Here is a 16,514-nt window from a genome sequence, read left to right on the forward strand (position 1 = left end):
GGTCTTTCAGTGAGCGGGTACTGCTTGGGTTCAGAACTGGTATTCGAGGCCGGCGCCGGCGTACCAGGAGCGCCCCGGGGCGGCCTCGTAGTAGCGGCCGTTGCTGTCGCCGACGATGACCGAGCCGACGTACTGGCGGTCCAGCAGGTTGTCCAGGCGCACCAGTTGGTGGAACGTCCAGGGGCCGTAGCGCTGTTCGAAGCGGGTGCGCCAGTTGAACACCGCATAGCTGGGCGCCGGCTTGTCCTCGTTGCTGTCTTCAACATAGACCTTGCTGCGGTACTGCCCTTCGAAGCCCATGCTGATGTCCTGGCGCGGCTTCCACACCAGCTCGCCGTAGAGGCTGCTGCCGGGCACGCCGGGCAGGTGGTTGCCCTTCTCGATGGTGCTGCCGCTCTCGACGAAGTCCTCGTCGTAGGTGGCCTCCAGGCGGGTGTAGGCGAGGGTCGCGTCCCACTGTTCGTTGAGCTGGCTCTGCACGCCCAGTTCGAAGCCCCGGCGCAGGGTCTTGCCGGCGTTCTGGTAGCTGGTGCGGCCGCCGGTGGAGCTGGCGACGACGATTTCGTCGTCGGTGCGGATTTCGAAGATCGCCGCGTTGATCCGCGTGTCGCCGCCGACCTTGGCCTTCAGGCCCAGCTCGTACTGGGTGCTGGTGGCCGGGTCGAGGCCGAAGTTGAAGCTTTCCACCAGGCCCGGGGCGTAGGCCATCTCGGCCTGGGTCGGCGTTTCGAAGCCCTTGCCGGCGCTGACGTAGCCGTGCAGCTCGGGGGTGAAGGCGTACATCACCGACAGCGATGGGGTGTTCTTCTGGTACTTCTTCGAGCCGCTGGAGTCGCCGTTGGCCAGGTAGTGGTCGTCCACTTCCATCTTCATGGTGCTGTGGCGCAGGCCGGCGTCGAAGGTCCAGTCGCCCAGCTCCCAGCGCGCCTGCACGTAGGGGTCGAGGCTGGTGGCGATGTCGTCCTCGTCGCGGCGCAGCTCGCCCTTCACGCCCAGCAGGTCGCCGCTGTAGTTCTGGTAGCCGTGGCGGTCGTCGCGGCTGCGGTCGTAGTCCACCCCGGTGGTGACGGTCAGCTCGCCGGGCACCCCATGCACCGGCTGGATCCAGCGCAGGGTGCCGCCGTGGAATTCGCGGTCGAAGTCCACCACGCCGCCGCCGCGCTGGGTGTTGGAGACCACGCCCCTGGGGATCGACAGGTACTGGATGACGCTGCGCTGGCCGGCGTACAGGTTGAACTGCAAGGTGGCGTCGCCGAAGTAGCGCTCGTAGTTCATGCCCACCTGCTGGTGGTCGATGCTCTTGCGCGTGTCGTAGGTCTCGGCCACCGAGGCCACCGAGCGCGGGTCGTGCTGGTAAGCGTCCCAGGTCTGGCCCAGCGGATCCTGGGTGTTGTTCTGCTCCAGGCTGCTGTAGATCAGCGCCAGGCGGCTGTCGTCGTCGGGCCTGAAGTTGAGTTTGGCGAAGGTCTGGTCGCGGCGCGCGGCGCTGTGGTCGCGGTAGCCGTCGGTGTCCATGCGCGAGGCGTCGAGGAGGAAGCCGGCCTTGTCGTTGCCGCCCTCGGCGTAGAGGTGGTTCTTGTTGAAGCCGTCGCTGCCGAAGGTGGTTTCGGCGCCCACCTTCGGCGGGCCGGAGCCGTCGCGGCTGAACATCTGGATGACCCCGCCGGCGTTGCTGCCGTAAATGGTCGAGGCCGGGCCGCGCAGCACCTCGATGCGCTCGGCCACGTCCAGGTTCAGCGTCGCCGCCTGGCCCTGGCCATCCGGCGTGCTGGCCGGGATGCCGTCGCTGAGCAGCTTCAGCCCGCGAATGCCGAAGGCCGAGCGCGCGCCATAGCCGCGCGAGGAAATCTGCAGGTCCTGGGCGTAGTTCTGGCGGTTCTGCACCACCAGGCCGGGCACCCGCGGCAGCACTTCGGAGAGGTTGACGCCGAGCTGGCCGTCGCCGATCTGCGGCTGCTGCACGGTGTCGATGGAGAACGGCAGGTCGAAGCTGGAGACCGGCGCGTAGGTGCCGGTGACGACCATCGGGGCGAACACCTCGTCGGCGGGCACGGCGCTGTCCGCGGCAAGGGCGAAGGTGCCGGTGCCCAGGCCCCAGAGCAGCAGCGGCGGCTGCAGGGTCATGGCGAGGCTGAGCGGGCGAAAACGCAAGGACATGCTGAGGTTCCTGCTCCCGGCCCCGGCGCTGGCCGGGGCCTTGGTGATGACGTGGCGGCTCAGAAGCTGGACTGGATCTTCAAGCCGGCGACCAGGGCGTTGTCCACCTCGTAGACGCCGCCGGGATGCTTGATGTATTGCAGGTTCGGCCGCACCGTCAGCCAGTTGGTGACGTGCACGCCGTAGTACAGCTCGGCGTCGTATTCGCTGTGCTGCACCGGCTGGAACAGCGGGTTGTCGTAGTCGTCGATGCCGGCGACTTCGTTGATCTGCTTCTGGTGCTTGGTCACGTCATCGTTGATGTGGATGCGCGCCACCGCCAGGCCGATATCGTCCTTCGGCCGGGCATCGAACAGGCCTTTGTAGACCATGCCCACCTGCTGGTAGTTGTCGATGCTGTTGGTCGCCTGGTCATGCACGGTGAAGTTGGCGAACAGGCTCAGGCCGCGCGCGGCGTCGCCGTTGTGCGCGGTGACCTGCTGCTGCGCCACCACCCACCAGCCGTGCTTGCTGCCGTGGGACTTGAAGGCGTTGCCGGTCAGCGCCTGGGGCTGGCCGTTGACGTCCTCGTAGACGTCGTCGGCCTTGGCGGTGCTGTAGTAGTAGCCCAGGCGATATTCGCCCGGCAGCCCGCCGACCTTCGGCGACCACACCAGCTCCACCGGCAGGATGGCGCCCTTGGTGCCGCTGCCGCTGAGCTTGAAGCCGTTGCCGGTCTCCAGGTTCGAGGGGTTCTGCTCGTAGGCGCCGACCTGCACGAAGAACTCGGGGCTGAGGTTGTACTTCACCCGCAGCGCCCACTGCGCCACCGGCCAGTTGTACCAGATGCCGCCGACCCAGTTGCCCACCTGCGAGCCGCAGAAGGCCAGGTTCTGGAAGTCGCAGGGGAAGCTGTTGAAGTCCTCGCCCTCGCCGAACTGGCCGACCTTGATGTCCAGGGCGTCGTCGAGGAAGGTCTGCTTGTACCACATCTGTGTCAGCCGCCAGGTCTGGCCGCGGCCCCAGACTTCCTGCACCGAGCTGAGCTGGCCGGCGCGCGGATCGCTGATGCGGTCGTTGGAGAGGTTGTTGCCGCTGCGCTCGGTCACCGTCAGCTGGAACTCCGCGCCATGCCAGCCAAGGATCTTCTGCAGGTCCAGGTGCGTGCCCAGCGCCCACTGGTCGGTGTAGCGCGCGGTCTTGTCGTCGTTGTAGCCGCCGTGCAGGTTGCCCGCGGCCTCGCCGACGTAGTCCAGCTTGAAGTCGTAGCCCTTCTCCAGCAGCTCGCTGCGGGTGCCGCCCCAGTCCCCCAGGCCCCACTTCGAATCGGCGGAAAAAGCCTCGTCGCCATGGGCGCCGCCGGCCAGCAGGGCGAGCAGCCCCAGCCCCGGGGCGAGATTGCGGGCGGTGATCATGGGGGCTATTCCTCCTGGCAGCCTGAAGCGAAAAAGCGCCACCCGGCCCGCTCCCCAACGGGGCGCGAGCCGCATGGCCAAACGAAAACTGTAGAACAGGGGCCGACGCAGCGCTCTGGCGCGGCCATTCCCCCTGCCCCGGAAAACCTGCGCAGCCTTGAGACAGCGCTATCTTTTGCAGGTGAAAAAAATGCCCGGTCAAAGGCGACGCGCACGTTACTGCCCGCGCGGGCTAATGGCCAGACGCAGGGCTGGCAATATTATTTTTCATATCCCGTAATAATCCAGCCCGTTCGTGAAACATTTTCCTCAATAACCGCACAATAACCAGGGTAATGGCGACTCACAGGTTCGCGCCTGCGGGGCCCTGCGGCGACATGCAGCCTCCCGCGCGCAAAAGACAGCGCTGTCCAAACACCTCTCCAAACCACCACCGGCACGGCGCTGGCAGCCCGCGCCCGGCTCCGCTACCTTGGCCGGGCCATCGACGAAGCGAGAATCCCCATGCCTCTTCCGCACGCCGCCCGAGCCGCCCATGCCCCGCGCTGACACGGCCAGCGCGCCCACGCCGCGCATCGACGAAGAGCTGACGCTGAAGAAACTGGAAGTCTTCCTGGCCTTCATGCGCACCGGCAACCTGGCCCGCGCCGCCGCCGAGCTGGGCACCAGCAACGTCAGCGTGCACCGCGCCATCCACTCCCTGGAAAGCGCCCTGCGCTGCCCGCTGTTCAAGCACGAGGGGCGCACGCTGACGCCGCTGGAAAGCGCCTTCGTGCTGGAGGAACGCGCGCAGAAGCTGGTGCAGGACGTGAACGAGACGGTGCGCCTCACCCGCGAGGCCGCCGGCTTCTCTGCCGAGCGCTTCAAGCTCGGCGCGCTCTATTCGCTGACGGTGAAGACCGTGCCGCAACTGATCATGGGCCTGAAGCTGCGGCGCAGCGAGCTGAACATCGACCTCATCCTCGGCTCCAACGTCGACCTGTTCTACCAGCTGAAGAACATGGAGCTGGACGCCATCCTGGTGTCGCTCAACGAGAGCGTGGCCGACCCCGACTGCGAGCAGCTGCCGCTGTTCTCCGATGACATCTTCCTCGCCGTGCCGGTGGATTCGCCCTACGCCGAGCAGGCCGAGATCGACCTGGCCAGCCTGAAGGACGCGCCCTTCGTCACCCTCGCCCAGGGCTTCGCCACCCACCAGGACGGCGTGCGGGTGTTCCGCCAGGCCGGCTTCGAGCCGCACATCGCCATGCAGGTGAACGACATCTTCACCCTGCTCAGCATGGTCAGTTCCGGGGTGGGCTACGCGCTGCTGCCCAAGCGCATCGAGGCGGTGTACGAGAACCGCGTGAAGCTGATTCCGCTGCAGGCGCGCTACCGCCTGCAGCAACGCATCGGCGTGGTGTTCCTGCGCGCCAAGGAGCGCGACCCGAACCTGCTGGCGCTGCTCGCCGAATGCCGCATGTACGGCATGCGCCACGAGCAGGAAGCGGCGCGGGCGGGGGCCTGAGGCGCCCCGCCCGCTTCACTCAACCGCTCACTAGCTCAACCCACCAGGCCACGCACGCAGAAGTACAGCAGCGAGGGGCCGAGCAGGCAGCCCAGGCCGGTGTGGAAGGTGGCGGTCAGCGCGCCGTAGGGCACCAGGCGCCGGTCGGTGGCGGCGAGCCCGGCGGTGACGCCGCTGACGGTGCCGGCCAGGCCGCCGAAGACCATCGCCGAGCGCGGGTTGTCCAGGCCCAGCAGGCGTGCCGAGACCGGGGTGAAGACCATCACCAGGATGGCCTTGATCAGCCCGGTGGCGATGGACAGCGCCATCACGTCGGAGCTGGCACCCAGCGCCGCGCCGGTGACCGGGCCGACGATGTAGGTGACCGCGCCCGCGCCTATGGTGGTCATGCTCACCGCGTCGCGGTAGCCGAACGACCAGGCCACTATCACCCCGACGATGAACGGCAGGATAGTGCCCAGCAGCAGCGACACCACGCCGATCAGCCCGGCCTTGCGCGCCTCGGTGGCCTGCACCTCGAAGGCCGTGGCGACAATGGCGAAGTCACGCAGCATGGCCCCGCCCATCAGGCCGATGCCGGAGAACAGCGAGAGGTCGGCCAGGCCCTTCTGCCCGCCGCTGAGGGTGCCGCCGACCCAGGCCAGCACCAGGCCGATGAGGATGGCGATGGCCGAGCCGTGGACGCGGCCGAAGGTCAGGTGGCGGGAAATCAGCACCGACCCCCACATGATCACGCCCACCACCGCGAAGGCGGTGACCAGGCCGTTATGGATGAGCGCGTTCTCGACGATCTGCCACATCTCAGCGCCCTCCCACCGGGGCGGCGCCCAGGTCTTCGGCGCGGTCCTCGCGCGGCAGCGGCTCGCCGCGGTGGGTACGACTGATCAGCGCGATGGTCGCGCCGCACACCAGCACCGAGCCGATCGCCGCGAGCAGCGCCACCGGGCCGCCGTGCAGGGCGGTGACCACGTTCTGCTGCGCGGCCATGGCGACTACCACGGGGATGTACATGGCGCCCCAGAAGCCCACGCCGAACTCGCATTCCTTGCTCAGCCCGCCGCGCTTGTGCATCGCCAGGCGGGCGAAGATCAGCAGCAGCATAGCGATGCCGACGCCGCCGACGTTGGATTGCACGCCGAGCAGCACGCCCAGCAAATCGCCCAGGATCACGCCCGCGAGCGTGCAGGCAGACAGTAAAGCGACACCGTAGATGATCATTGTTGTTGTCCTCGGTTGGTCGTTGGGGTTGGGGATGTTGGGACCGGCTCAGGGGTCGCGGCGTTCCTCCTCGCGCAGCAGCGCGTCCAGGGTGTCCGCGCGGGCACCGTCGAAGGCGATGGCGGCGGCGCCGAAGCAGGGCCTGGCCAGGCCGCTGAGTATGCGCCCGGGCGGCAGCTCCAGGTGCAGGCGGGCGCCGCGCTCGTAAGCGCTGCGCAGGGTGGCGCGCCACTCGACGCGGCGCGCCATGTTCCAGGCGAGGTCGGCGGCCAGCGCCGCCGGGTCCATGACCAGGCGCGCCGTGCTGCCGCTCAGGTAGCGCAGGCGCGGGCGCTTCAGTTGCACGCCGGCGAAGGCTTCGGCCAGGCGCGCGGCGGGTTCGGCCAGCAGTTCGCAGTGCGAGGGCACGCTGACCGCCAGGCGCTTCGCCGCGCTGGCGCCCTGGGCGCGGGCCAGTTCGGCGATGGCTTGCAGGGCCTCGTCGCTGCCGGCCACCACCAGTTGCCGTTCGGCGTTGATATTGGCCAGGTAGACCGGGCGTTCGGCGCTGTGCACCTGGGCCAGCAGCGGCTCCAGCTGCGCCTGCTCCAGGCCGAGGATGGCGCTCATGCCGTAGCCGCTGGGCCAGGCCCGCTGCATCAGCTCGCCGCGCAGGGCGACCAGGCGCAGCGCATCGGCATAGGCCAGGGCACCCGCGACCACGGCGGCCGGATAGGCGCCGATGGACAGCCCGGCCACCATCGCCGGCCGATGCCCGCGTGCGCCGAGCAGGCGTGCCGCGGCGACACCGGCGATCAGCAGGCACAGCTGCACGGCGCGAGTAGAGGCCAGGGCCTCGGCGTTTTCCAGGCTGGCCATGGGCTGGCCGAGCACGTCCGCCGCCTCTTCCAGGCAGGTGCGCACTTCCGGCTCGCCGGGCAACGCCGAGAGCATTCCGGGGTACTGCGCGCCCTGGCCGGGGAAGGCGAAGAAGTTGCTCATGCGGCCACCTCGGCACGCGCCCAGGGATCGGCCAGCAGCGCCGGCGCGTGGTCGCCCTTGACCATGACGCGGGCGCCCTCCCCGGCCCATTCGGCCAGGGCCAGGCCGCCGGCGGGGGTCTGCAGTTGCAGGTCGATGCGGCAGGCGGCCTGGTTCAGTTCGGCGAGCAGCGCGCGGGCCGCGTCGCGGGAAAACGGCTGCGGAGTGCGCAGCAGCAGGTCGAGGTCGCTGGCGTCGTGCAGCACCGGCACGCCGGTGGCCAGTTCGAAGCCGGCGCCGCCGGTGATGCCCCAGGCCAGGCCGCTGGCGTCCAGCACTTCGCGCACTTGGCGCAGGGCCTGCCAGGAGGGCAGCTCGCGTTGCGGCGCGACCTGGCGCAACGCTTCGGGCGTGGCGCAACGCTGCACCGCGGCTACCGACAACCAGCCGGCCCAGCGCTGGTCGCGGCTGTGGCCGCGCAGGCCTACCGCCAGCCAGCCCGGACGCGTCGGCGCACGGCGAACGACAACAGGCCAACCGGCTGCCAGCACTTCGCCCGCCCAGGCCGGAGCATCCTCCGGCAAGTGTTCGGTGCCCATGCCCCAGAGCAGGTCGTGGGCGCGGAAAAGGTCAGGAGCGGGCCAGTCCCGGCGCGAGCCCCGCTGTGAGCTATCGACGATGGCCATGGCCCGCTCCTGAGTTCTCACCACTGCTCGCGCAGCAGTTCGCGCACGCGGCCGGACGCCGCGCGGTTGGCTGCGCCGAGGCGGCCGCGCAGGTCGCGCGGGGCGCCGGCGATATCGTCCAGGGCGCGGCGCAGGCTGGCTTGCACCTGGGCCACGTCCGCTTCGCCGGGCGCGTCTATGGACGGCACTTCCAGGCTGTCCCACAGCAGGCCGAGCGAGGCGTAGCTGTCGATGTCGTAGGCCATCGGCGGCACCGTGGCGGCCAGCCGTTCCAGTTCCTCGACGCTGCGCAGGGTGATACGCGCGGCGGCGGCCTTGCCCATGGCGTGGACCATCACCCCCGCATCACGCAACGCGATCAGCCGGTTGGCCTGGTAGCCATGGGCGAGGAAGGCGCCGGACATGGCCTTGCCCACCAGCAGGCCGATTACCGGGTGGCCGGCGAGCCGGGCGCGGGCATAGGCGTCCACCGCCGCGGCCAGGGCCTGGTGGATGCCCAGGGCTTCCTCGCGGCGGCCGTAGGCCTGGCTGGGCACGTCGACTATCGCCACCAGGGCGCGCTTGAGCGGCGCATCGCGGTCGGCCTCGATGGCCTCGTCCACCGCCGCCGCCAGGCGCCAGCCTTCGAGCAGGCCGACCTCGCCGTTGCGGGCGCGGGGGAAGGGACTCTGTGCATCGGCGGTCACCGCCAGGTAGCGCAACGGCTGACCGTCCAGCTCGACGTCGGCCACCCGCAGCGAAGCGCCGTCCTGCGCCCGCGCGGGCTGTTCGCCGGCCAGCGCCTGGAACCAGGCCAGGCCACGGGAAGAAGGTGCTTGGCTCATTGCGCGTCTCCTTGGTTCAGGCCGGCGTAGAGGCGGCGCACGCCGGCGGCGTCGATCTGCTCGCTCGTATCGAGGCTTTCCAGGCGCGCCAGGAAGTCCCGCGCGCAGCGGCTGCGCGGGTGCGCCGGCAAGCCCTTGGCGAAGTAGTCGCGCAGCGCCTGATGAAGGGTGTCCACGTCGTCCGCCAGGCAGGCATCGGCCAGGCCGCTGGCGGTGCGTTGCTCGCCGCCGGTGAGGCTCCAGATGAAGGGACGGTCGCGGGAGTCGTATTCCTCGATGCCGGCTTCCTGCTCGATCACCTGCGGGCCGTTGAGCCCCAGGCGCGCTTCGCGGGTGACCAGCACGTAGCTGCACAGCCCGGCGGCGATGGACATGCCGCCGAAGCAGCCGACCGGGCCTGCGATCAACGCCACCACCGGCTGGTACTGCTGCAGGTCGACGATGGCCGCCTGGATTTCGGCGATGGCCGCCAGCCCCAGGTTGGCCTCCTGCAGGCGCACGCCGCCGGTTTCCAGCAACAGCAGCGCGCGGGTGGGGATGCCCTGGCGGTTGTCCTCGGCGGCCAGTTCCAGGGCGCCGGCGATCTTCGCCCCGCTGACCTCGCCCATGCTGCCGCCCTGGAAGGCGCCTTCGATGGCGGCCACCACCGCCGGCTGGCCATCCAGGGTGCCGCGGGCGATGACCACGCCGTCGTCGGCCTGGGGCACGATGCCCTGCCCTTCCAGCCAGGGCGACTGCACGCGGGCGAAGGGGTCGATGAGTTCGCGGAAGCTGCCGGCGTCCAGCAGTTCGCGGGCGCGCTGGCGGGCGGAGAGTTCGGTGAAGCTGCGCAGGGCCAGCAGTTGGGCGACGTCACTCATGGCCGGCCTCCTCCAGCGCCTGTTCCAGGCGCAGGCGCACCACCCCGGGGGTGGCGCCGAAGTCGTGGATGCAGATCTGCGCGGCCGGCGCCGGCACGGCGGCGAACAGCCGCTCGAAGAGTTGCCGCCAGCGCGGCGCGCTGCCGTTCACCGAGGTCACCACCTCGATCTTCAGGGCCCCGGCCGCGGCCGGTTGCAGCAGCACCTCCAGGTCGCCGGAACCGACGCAGCCCACCAGGGCGCGGCCGCGCACCGACGAAGTGGCGGGGTATTCGAAGGACAGGGTTTCCATGGTCAGAGGCTCCCGGCCCACCCGCCGAGCGCGGCGGGCAGGCGATCCAGAAAGAGACAGGCGGCGAGCAGGTCGGCGGCGCCGCCGGGAGATGCGTTGAGCGCCAACAGCGCACGGTCCAGCTCGCGCAGTTGGCGGCGCCCGGCCAGGCTGGCGCTGCCGCCGGCATCGAGCACCGCCCGCGCGCCGCCCTGCATGGCTTGCAGGCCGGCGCTGCCGGCGCGGTGCAGCACGCAGGTGTCGTCCAGCACGGCCATGATCGCCAGCAGCGCGTCGAGCCGGGCGTTCTGCTCGCCGGCGCCGGCCGCGCGGCTGCGCCTTAGTTGCGGCAAGCCGTGCAGCACCACGCGGGGGAAGCCCAGCTGGGCTTCCTCGCGGGCGCCGCCGACGCCGTAGCGCTGGCGCACCCTGGCGCCATGGCTGGGCAGTTGCGGTTGCGCGCGGTCGGCGAGCACGGCGATGCGCCCGGCGCGGGCGGCCACCGCTTCGGCCGCCAGCCGCGAAGTGTCGAGCGCGGCGGCGGCGCTCAGCAGGCCCAGGGCCCAGATGGCGCCGCGATGGGTGTTCACCCCCGCCGTGGTGCGCAGCATGTCCGCCTCGCCTTCGCGGCCGAGGCGGCCGAGGGTTTCGCGCAGCGGCAGGCCGATTTCGCCATGGGCCCGGGCGGCCTCGGCCATGGCCTGGAAGCACGGCCACAGGCTCAGCGCCGAGGCCTGCATCAGGCCCAAGTGCAGGTCGCTGTGGGCGCCGCTGCCGCGACGGTCCACCAACGCCGGCTTGGGCGACAGCTCGGCTTCGTCGATCAGCGCGTCCACCGCCAGGTCGGCCAGGCGCTCGCCCAGGCCGGCGCGGGGTTCGAGTTCGTATGCCTGGGCCATCACCAGCTCCTGAAGCGCGCCGGCGGCTCGTACAGGCCCCCGGACCAGTCGACCAGTTCGGCGATGCTCTTGGCCGCGAGCAGTTCGCGGCTGGCGTCGGCGCGGCGGATGCCCAGATCCTCGGGCAGCGCGATCAGCCCTTCGCGGCGCATGCGCTCGGTGTCCTGCGGGTCGTGGCGCAGGCCGATGGGGCTGATGCCGGCCACCGCGGCGATCATCGCCCGGCGCTCCTCCAGCGAGCGCGCCTTGTACAGGTAGGCGATGCCTTCCTCGGTGAGCACGTGGGTGACGTCGTCGCCGTAGATCATCACCGGCGCCAGCGGCATGTTCGCCTTGCGCGCCACGTCCACCGCGTCCAGTTGCTCGACGAAGGTGGGTTTGCCGCCGTCCTGGAAGGTCTCGACCATCTGCACCACCAGCTTCTTGCCGCGTTCCAGCAGGGCTTCGGGCTCGGGCCGCATGTCCAGCCAGGCCGGGGTGGAATGGCGCCGGCCGCGCGGGTCGTGGCCCATGTTCGGGGCGCCGCCGAAGCCGGCCAGGCGGCCGCGGGTGACGGTGGAGGAATGGCCGTCGCCGTCCACCTGCAGGGTGGCGCCGATGAACAGGTCCACCGCGTACTGCCCGGCCAGCTGGCAGAACATGCGGTTGGAGCGCAGCGAGCCGTCGCGGCCGGTGAAGAACACGTCCGGGCGCTGGGCGATGTAGCGCTCCATGCCCAGCTCGGTGCCGAAGCAGTGCACGCTTTCCACCCAGCCGCTCTCGATGGCAGGGATCAGCGTCGGGTGCGGGTTGAGCGTCCAGTGCCGGCAGATCCTGCCCTTCAGCCCCAGGGACTCGCCGTAGGTCGGCAGGATCAGCTCGATGGCCGCGGTGTTGAAGCCGATGCCGTGGTTCAGCGACTGCACATTGTGCCGCTCGTAGATGCCGCGGATCGCCATCATCGCCATCAGCACGTGCACCGGCTTGATGTGGCGCGGGTCGCGGGTGAACAGCGGCTCGATGTAGAACGGCCGGTCGGCCTCCACCACGAAGTCGATCCAGCTGGCCGGGATGTCCACCCGCGGCAGGTCGCGCGGATCGTCGACGATGCGGTTGACCTGGGCGATGACGATGCCGTCGCTGAAGGCGGTGGGCTCCACCAGCGCCGGGGTGTCCTCGGTGCTGGGGCCGGTGTAGAGGTTGCCGTCGCGGTCGGCGATGAAGCCGGCCACCAGGGCGACGTTGGGGATCAGGTCCACCACCAGGCGCGAGTACAGCTCGATGTAGGTGTGGATGGCGCCGATCTCCAGCAGCCCGTCCTCCAGCAGCTGGCCGATGCGCAGGCTCTGCGGGCCGGAGAAGGAGAAGTCGAGCTTGCGCGCGATGCCCAGCTCGAACAGGTCCAGGTGCTCGGGGCGGCCGACGCTGGGCATGATCATGTGCAGGTCGTGGACCTTGCCCGGGTCCACCCGGGCCAGGCTGCGCGAGAGGAAGTCGGCCTGCTTCTGGTTGTTGCCCTCCAGCACCACGCGGTCGCCCGGGGCGATCAGCGCCTCCAGGGCGCGCACCAGGTGCTCGCGCGGCAGCACCGCGCCGTCGGCCAGGTGGCGCACCCGTTCGAGGCGTCGCGCCTTCTCGGCGCGCCGCCGCGACCACTGGGGCGGGGGGGATGTCTGGATCATCGGAACCTCCACGAACGCTGCTGTCGTGGACGCACCTTAGGGACCCGCCGCCCGCTGCATCAATCAAGCGCGGCGCACGATCATTAACCTGAGCGTAACGTTTGACCCAGCCTGCCAGCGGTTCCGCGCCATGGAACCGCTGTGCATTGCCGCGCCGGCCCCGTCCGGATTCTGCTGGAAAGGCGACGGCGGCCCCCGCTGCCGCCCCGGTACCTGCCTACAACAACCACAACCAGGAATCCGCGCCGTGCACACCCAAGCTCACCACCGCAAACCTTCCCCGTTCCTCCTCGCCGCCCTGCTGGCCGCCCCCTTCGCGGCCCAGGCCGAAGGCTTCCCCGGCATCGGCCGCATCGCCTCGGGGTTCGGCTACTACAACATCGACAAGGGTTTCGACGACAAGGCCAGGGTCTACGGGACCCTCGACGTCTTCAGCGACTACCACGATTCCGGCCACCACTCCGGCTGGCGCCTGGAAGGCGGCGGCGCCTGGACCAACAAGCTGGGCCTGTACCTGCGCAAGGCGCTGGACGAGGACACGGTGCTGGAGGCCGACGTCGAGGAAGGCTTCAACCTCAACGGCCAGGCCCTGGACCAGCACTGGAAGCAGGTCGGCGCGCTACGCCTGGCGCTGGTGGCGCTGCGCACGCGCCACTACGGCAAGCTGGAGCTCGGCAAGACCTACAACATGAGCACGCCGACCTACGCCGACCCCTTCCTCGCCGTGTACGGCTCGCCCTACACCTTCCTCACCCTGCCGCCGCGCGGCAAGGGCGCCTACTACCTGGACGTGCGGCCCAAGCACACCCTCGCCTACACCACGCCGAGCTACCACGGCTTCAGCCTCGGCAGCGCCATGAGCTTCGGCTTCGACGACGCCGCCAGTTCCGGACGCACGGTGCGCGGCAAGGGCGTGAGCCTGCAGTACCGCGACAGCCGGCTGATCCTGCTCGGCTCCTACAACGACTACCTGAGCGACCCGTGGGACGACGGCGGGCGCAGCCGGCAGACGCACAACGTGTTCAAGAGCGCCTCGGCCTTCTACGACTTCGGCCCCTTCTCCTCCAACCTCACCTGGCAGCGCCAGGACGTGGACTACCACGGCACCCCGAGCATGACCGCCTGGACCCTCGGCTTCATGCTGCCGGTGGGCGAGCGCGACCTGGCGCGGCTGGTGGCCACCCGGCGCAACGTCGACAGCGGCGAGCAGGACGCCACCGGGGTGATGCTCGGCTACGACCACTTCCTGCGCCCGAACCTGGCGCTGTACGGCCGCGTGGCGCTGATCGACAACCAGCGCCAGGCCGCCGTGAGCTACGCCGGCATCCCCGTGGAGCAGACCGGCGACGACCCGTCCAGCGTGGCCATCGGCATCTACTACCACTTCTGAGCGCGCGCGGTTCCACAGGGTGGAACCAACGCGCATTGCCCCGCCACGGCGCCCGCGCTTTGCTGGTAGCCATCCGAGCCGGCGGCCCCGCCGCCGGCAACCACCAACAAGACCGGACTCCAGTCCGGCTACCCCGGGAGAGCCCCATATGCCCCTCCACGCTCACATCCTCGCCTGGCTGAACGACAGCGCCGACGAACTCAAGGCCCTGCGCCAGGACATCCACGCCCACCCCGAACTGGGCTTCGAAGAACGCCGCACCGCTGACCTTGTGGCCGACCTGCTCGGCCAGTGGGGCTACGAGGTGCACCGCGGCGTCGGCCGCACCGGCGTGGTCGGCGTGCTGCGCAACGGCGACTCGCCGCGGCGCCTGGGCCTGCGCGCCGACATGGACGCGCTGCCCATCGAGGAGGCCACCGGCCTGCCCTACAGCAGTTGCCACAGCGGGCGCATGCACGCCTGCGGCCACGACGGGCACACCGTGATGCTGCTCGGCGCGGCGCGCTATCTGGCCGCCACGCGCAACTTCCAGGGCAGCCTGACGCTGATCTTCCAGCCCGCCGAGGAAGGCCAGGGCGGCGCCCTGGCCATGCTGGAGGACGACCTGCTGCAGCGTTTCCCCTGTGACGCGCTGTTCGGCATGCACAACATGCCGGGGCTGGAAGCCGGCCACCTGTGCTTCCGCAGCGGGCCGATGATGGCCTCCCAGGACCTGCTGGAAGTGCGCATCGAAGGCGTCGGCGGCCACGGCTCGATGCCGCACCTGAGCGTCGACCCGCTGGTGGCGGCGGCGAGCGTGGTGATGGCATTGCAGACAGTGGTGGGGCGCAACGTCGACCCGCAGCAGGCCGCGGTGGTCACCGTGGGCGCGCTGCAGGCCGGCGAGGCGGCCAACGTCATCCCGCAGCAGGCATTGCTGCGCCTGAGCCTGCGCGCGCTCGACGGCAAGGTGCGCGAACAGGTGCTGGAGCGGGTGCAGGCGATCATCCACAGCCAGGCGCAGAGCTACGGTTGCACGGCGCAGGTCGAGCACCGCCCAGCCTACCCGGTGCTGGTCAACACGGCGGCGGAAACCGCCTTCGCCCGCGAGGTCGGCATCGAACTGGTGGGCGCCGACGAAGTGCGCGAGGCGCCCACGGTGATGGGCAGCGAGGACTTCGGCTGGATGCTCCAGCGCTGCCCCGGCAGCTACCTGTTCATCGGCAACGGCGCCGGGGCGATGGTGCACAACCCGGCCTACGACTTCAACGACGCCATCCTGGTGCGCGGCGCCGCCTACTGGGCGGCGCTGGCCGAGCGCTGGCTGCGCTCCTGAGCGCCTTACCGAGCTGCCCTCCCCCTTTCTGGAGCACCCCGTGATGCAGACCTCCTCCCGCGCCGTGTCGCGCAACCACCAGGTGGCGGCCGCCGTGATCGGCAACGCCCTCGAGTGGTACGACTTCATCGTCTATGGCTTCCTCTCCAGCCTGATCGCCCGGCTGTTCTTCCCCGCCGAAAGCGCCTACGCCTCGCTGCTGATGGCCCTGGCCACCTTCGGCGTGGGCTTCTTCATGCGCCCGGTGGGCGGCGTGCTGCTGGGCATGTACGCCGACCGCAAGGGCCGCAAGGCGGCCATGCAGCTGATCATCGCGCTGATGACCCTGGCCATCGCGCTGATCGCCTTCGCCCCGGACTACGCCGCCATCGGCGTTGGCGCGCCGGCGCTGATCGTCATCGCGCGCATGCTCCAGGGCTTCGCCACCGGCGGCGAATACGCCAGCGCCACGGCCTTCCTGGTGGAGTCGGCGCCGGCCAACCGCCGCGGCCTGTACGGCGCCTGGCAGCTGTTCGGCCAGTGCCTGGCGGTGTTCGCCGGCGCCGGCATGGGCGCGCTGGTCACCCACAACCTGTCGCCCGAGGCGCTGGACGCCTGGGGCTGGCGCGTGCCCTTCCTGCTCGGCCTGCTGATCGGCCCGGTGGGCCTGTGGATGCGCCGGCACATGGAAGAGACCGAGGACTTCGTCCGCGCCAGCAGCCAGGAAAAACCCGTGGGCCTGCGCCAGGTGCTGCGCGAGCACCGCCGCGCGGTGCTGGTGACCATGGGCTCGACCATCAACGGCACCGTGGCCTTTTACGTGGTGCTGGTGAACATGCCGACCTTCGCCCACACCCAGCTCGGCCAGCCGCTGGACCAGGTGTTCATGGTGCAGATGCTGGCGGTGGCGCTGATGACCGTGATCATCCCCGTCGCCGGCGCCCTCTCCGACCGCTACGGCCGGCGCCCGGTGCTGTTCGCCGGCATGCTCGGCTTCACCCTGCTGGTCTACCCGCTGTTCGCCTGGGTGGCCGGCGCGCCGAGCATCGGCAACCTGCTGGTGATGCAGCTGGTGCTGTGCAGCCTGATCGGCATCAGCTACGGCCCGGCGCCCACCGCCGTGGCCGAGCAGTTCCCCACCCGCGTGCGCTCCACCGGCCTGGCCCTGGCCTACAACGTCGCGGTGATGCTGTTCGGCGGCTTCGCCCCGTTCATCGTCGCCTGGCTGACAAAGGTCGGCGGCACCCCGGTGGCGCCGGCCTGGTACGTGCTGGCGGCCTCGCTGATCGGCCTGTTCGCCCTGGCCTTCCTCCGCGAAGGCGCGCCCGAGGCCCTGGCCCGGCGCCGCGCCCGCGCCACCCTTTCCGCCACTGCCCGGAGCCTGTGAATGATC

General features: G+C 70.2%; 15 protein-coding genes. 4 read left to right on the plus strand and 11 right to left on the minus strand.

What is annotated here, in order from left to right; all coding sequences use genetic code 11:
- Window positions 1–30: 30 nt before the first annotated feature.
- Complete coding sequence (locus BM060_RS02295) at window positions 31–2,157, minus strand: TonB-dependent receptor family protein (protein WP_083426711.1); 2,127 nt, start codon at window positions 2,155–2,157, stop codon at window positions 31–33.
- Between the two features lie 59 nt (window positions 2,158–2,216).
- Complete coding sequence (locus BM060_RS02300) at window positions 2,217–3,551, minus strand: carbohydrate porin (RefSeq protein ID WP_074976957.1); 1,335 nt, start codon at window positions 3,549–3,551, stop codon at window positions 2,217–2,219.
- A gap of 535 nt (window positions 3,552–4,086) precedes the next feature.
- Here BM060_RS02300 and BM060_RS02305 point away from each other — a divergent pair.
- Window positions 4,087–5,058, plus strand: coding sequence for a LysR family transcriptional regulator (locus tag BM060_RS02305; protein ID WP_074976958.1), 972 nt, complete (start codon window positions 4,087–4,089; stop codon window positions 5,056–5,058).
- 35 nt (window positions 5,059–5,093) lie between these two features.
- Here BM060_RS02305 and madM read toward each other — a convergent pair whose 3' ends face one another.
- From madM to mdcA, 9 genes are read right to left on the minus strand one after another with little or no spacing between them, the layout of a single operon-like run.
- Window positions 5,094–5,858, minus strand: a complete 765-nt coding sequence (gene madM / locus BM060_RS02310; RefSeq protein ID WP_074976960.1) for a malonate transporter subunit MadM — start codon at window positions 5,856–5,858, stop codon at window positions 5,094–5,096.
- A gap of 1 nt (window position 5,859) precedes the next feature.
- Entirely contained in the window at window positions 5,860–6,276 is a 417-nt protein-coding gene (gene madL, locus BM060_RS02315) for a malonate transporter subunit MadL (RefSeq protein ID WP_043314736.1), read from the minus strand.
- A 48-nt stretch (window positions 6,277–6,324) separates the two neighbouring features.
- Window positions 6,325–7,257 carry a malonate decarboxylase subunit epsilon gene (gene mdcH, locus BM060_RS02320; protein ID WP_074976962.1) on the minus strand — a complete coding sequence of 311 codons (933 nt, stop codon included), beginning with the start codon at window positions 7,255–7,257 and terminating at the stop codon, window positions 6,325–6,327.
- Window positions 7,254–7,922 carry a malonate decarboxylase holo-ACP synthase gene (locus tag BM060_RS02325; protein WP_074976964.1) on the minus strand — a complete coding sequence of 223 codons (669 nt, stop codon included), beginning with the start codon at window positions 7,920–7,922 and terminating at the stop codon, window positions 7,254–7,256. Before BM060_RS02325 ends, mdcH begins: the two co-directional genes overlap by 4 nt.
- Before the next feature lie 17 nt (window positions 7,923–7,939).
- Complete coding sequence (gene mdcE / locus BM060_RS02330) at window positions 7,940–8,746, minus strand: biotin-independent malonate decarboxylase subunit gamma (RefSeq protein WP_074976965.1); 807 nt, start codon at window positions 8,744–8,746, stop codon at window positions 7,940–7,942.
- Window positions 8,743–9,606 carry a biotin-independent malonate decarboxylase subunit beta gene (locus tag BM060_RS02335; RefSeq protein ID WP_074976967.1) on the minus strand — a complete coding sequence of 288 codons (864 nt, stop codon included), beginning with the start codon at window positions 9,604–9,606 and terminating at the stop codon, window positions 8,743–8,745. Before BM060_RS02335 ends, mdcE begins: the two co-directional genes overlap by 4 nt.
- A complete protein-coding gene (locus tag BM060_RS02340) occupies window positions 9,599–9,898 on the minus strand; it encodes a malonate decarboxylase subunit delta (protein ID WP_074976970.1) in 300 nt (99 codons plus the stop codon). Before BM060_RS02340 ends, BM060_RS02335 begins: the two co-directional genes overlap by 8 nt.
- Before the next feature lie 2 nt (window positions 9,899–9,900).
- Entirely contained in the window at window positions 9,901–10,776 is an 876-nt protein-coding gene (locus BM060_RS02345) for a triphosphoribosyl-dephospho-CoA synthase (RefSeq protein ID WP_074976971.1), read from the minus strand.
- The gene (mdcA, locus tag BM060_RS02350; protein ID WP_074976973.1) at window positions 10,776–12,437 is read right to left on the minus strand and encodes a malonate decarboxylase subunit alpha; all 1,662 of its coding nucleotides are present in this window, start codon (window positions 12,435–12,437) and stop codon (window positions 10,776–10,778) included. Before mdcA ends, BM060_RS02345 begins: the two co-directional genes overlap by 1 nt.
- Window positions 12,438–12,684: 247 nt before the next feature.
- Here mdcA and BM060_RS02355 point away from each other — a divergent pair, with 247 nt between their 5' ends.
- From BM060_RS02355 to BM060_RS02365, 3 genes are all read left to right on the plus strand, one after another.
- On the plus strand, window positions 12,685–13,827 hold the full coding sequence (locus BM060_RS02355; protein ID WP_371857774.1) for a porin: 1,143 nt from the start codon (window positions 12,685–12,687) through the stop codon (window positions 13,825–13,827).
- 148 nt (window positions 13,828–13,975) lie between these two features.
- Window positions 13,976–15,142 (plus strand): M20 aminoacylase family protein, encoded by a 1,167-nt coding sequence (locus tag BM060_RS02360; RefSeq protein WP_074976975.1) that lies wholly within the window; start codon window positions 13,976–13,978, stop codon window positions 15,140–15,142.
- A 43-nt stretch (window positions 15,143–15,185) separates the two neighbouring features.
- Complete coding sequence (locus BM060_RS02365) at window positions 15,186–16,508, plus strand: citrate-proton symporter (RefSeq protein WP_074976977.1); 1,323 nt, start codon at window positions 15,186–15,188, stop codon at window positions 16,506–16,508.
- Window positions 16,509–16,514 lie beyond the last annotated feature (6 nt).

The sequence above is a fragment of the Pseudomonas citronellolis genome (genome assembly GCF_900112375.1).
Classification (GTDB): domain Bacteria; phylum Pseudomonadota; class Gammaproteobacteria; order Pseudomonadales; family Pseudomonadaceae; genus Pseudomonas; species Pseudomonas citronellolis.

Excerpts from the sequence above, each read along its gene's own strand:
- BM060_RS02335 (WP_074976967.1), bottom strand. The coding sequence starts at position 9,606 with ATGAGTGACGTCGCCCAACTGCTGGCCCTGCGCAGCTTCACCGAACTC.
- mdcE (WP_074976965.1), bottom strand. The coding sequence starts at position 8,746 with ATGAGCCAAGCACCTTCTTCCCGTGGCCTGGCCTGGTTCCAGGCGCTG.
- BM060_RS02305 (WP_074976958.1), top strand. The coding sequence starts at position 4,087 with ATGCCCCGCGCTGACACGGCCAGCGCGCCCACGCCGCGCATCGACGAA.
- BM060_RS02345 (WP_074976971.1), bottom strand. The coding sequence starts at position 10,776 with ATGGCCCAGGCATACGAACTCGAACCCCGCGCCGGCCTGGGCGAGCGC.
- madL (WP_043314736.1), bottom strand. The coding sequence starts at position 6,276 with ATGATCATCTACGGTGTCGCTTTACTGTCTGCCTGCACGCTCGCGGGC.
- BM060_RS02300 (WP_074976957.1), bottom strand. The coding sequence starts at position 3,551 with ATGATCACCGCCCGCAATCTCGCCCCGGGGCTGGGGCTGCTCGCCCTG.
- madM (WP_074976960.1), bottom strand. The coding sequence starts at position 5,858 with ATGTGGCAGATCGTCGAGAACGCGCTCATCCATAACGGCCTGGTCACC.
- BM060_RS02340 (WP_074976970.1), bottom strand. The coding sequence starts at position 9,898 with ATGGAAACCCTGTCCTTCGAATACCCCGCCACTTCGTCGGTGCGCGGC.
- BM060_RS02295 (WP_083426711.1), bottom strand. The coding sequence starts at position 2,157 with ATGTCCTTGCGTTTTCGCCCGCTCAGCCTCGCCATGACCCTGCAGCCG.
- BM060_RS02365 (WP_074976977.1), top strand. The coding sequence starts at position 15,186 with ATGCAGACCTCCTCCCGCGCCGTGTCGCGCAACCACCAGGTGGCGGCC.
- BM060_RS02325 (WP_074976964.1), bottom strand. The coding sequence starts at position 7,922 with ATGGCCATCGTCGATAGCTCACAGCGGGGCTCGCGCCGGGACTGGCCC.
- BM060_RS02360 (WP_074976975.1), top strand. The coding sequence starts at position 13,976 with ATGCCCCTCCACGCTCACATCCTCGCCTGGCTGAACGACAGCGCCGAC.
- mdcH (WP_074976962.1), bottom strand. The coding sequence starts at position 7,257 with ATGAGCAACTTCTTCGCCTTCCCCGGCCAGGGCGCGCAGTACCCCGGA.
- mdcA (WP_074976973.1), bottom strand. The coding sequence starts at position 12,437 with ATGATCCAGACATCCCCCCCGCCCCAGTGGTCGCGGCGGCGCGCCGAG.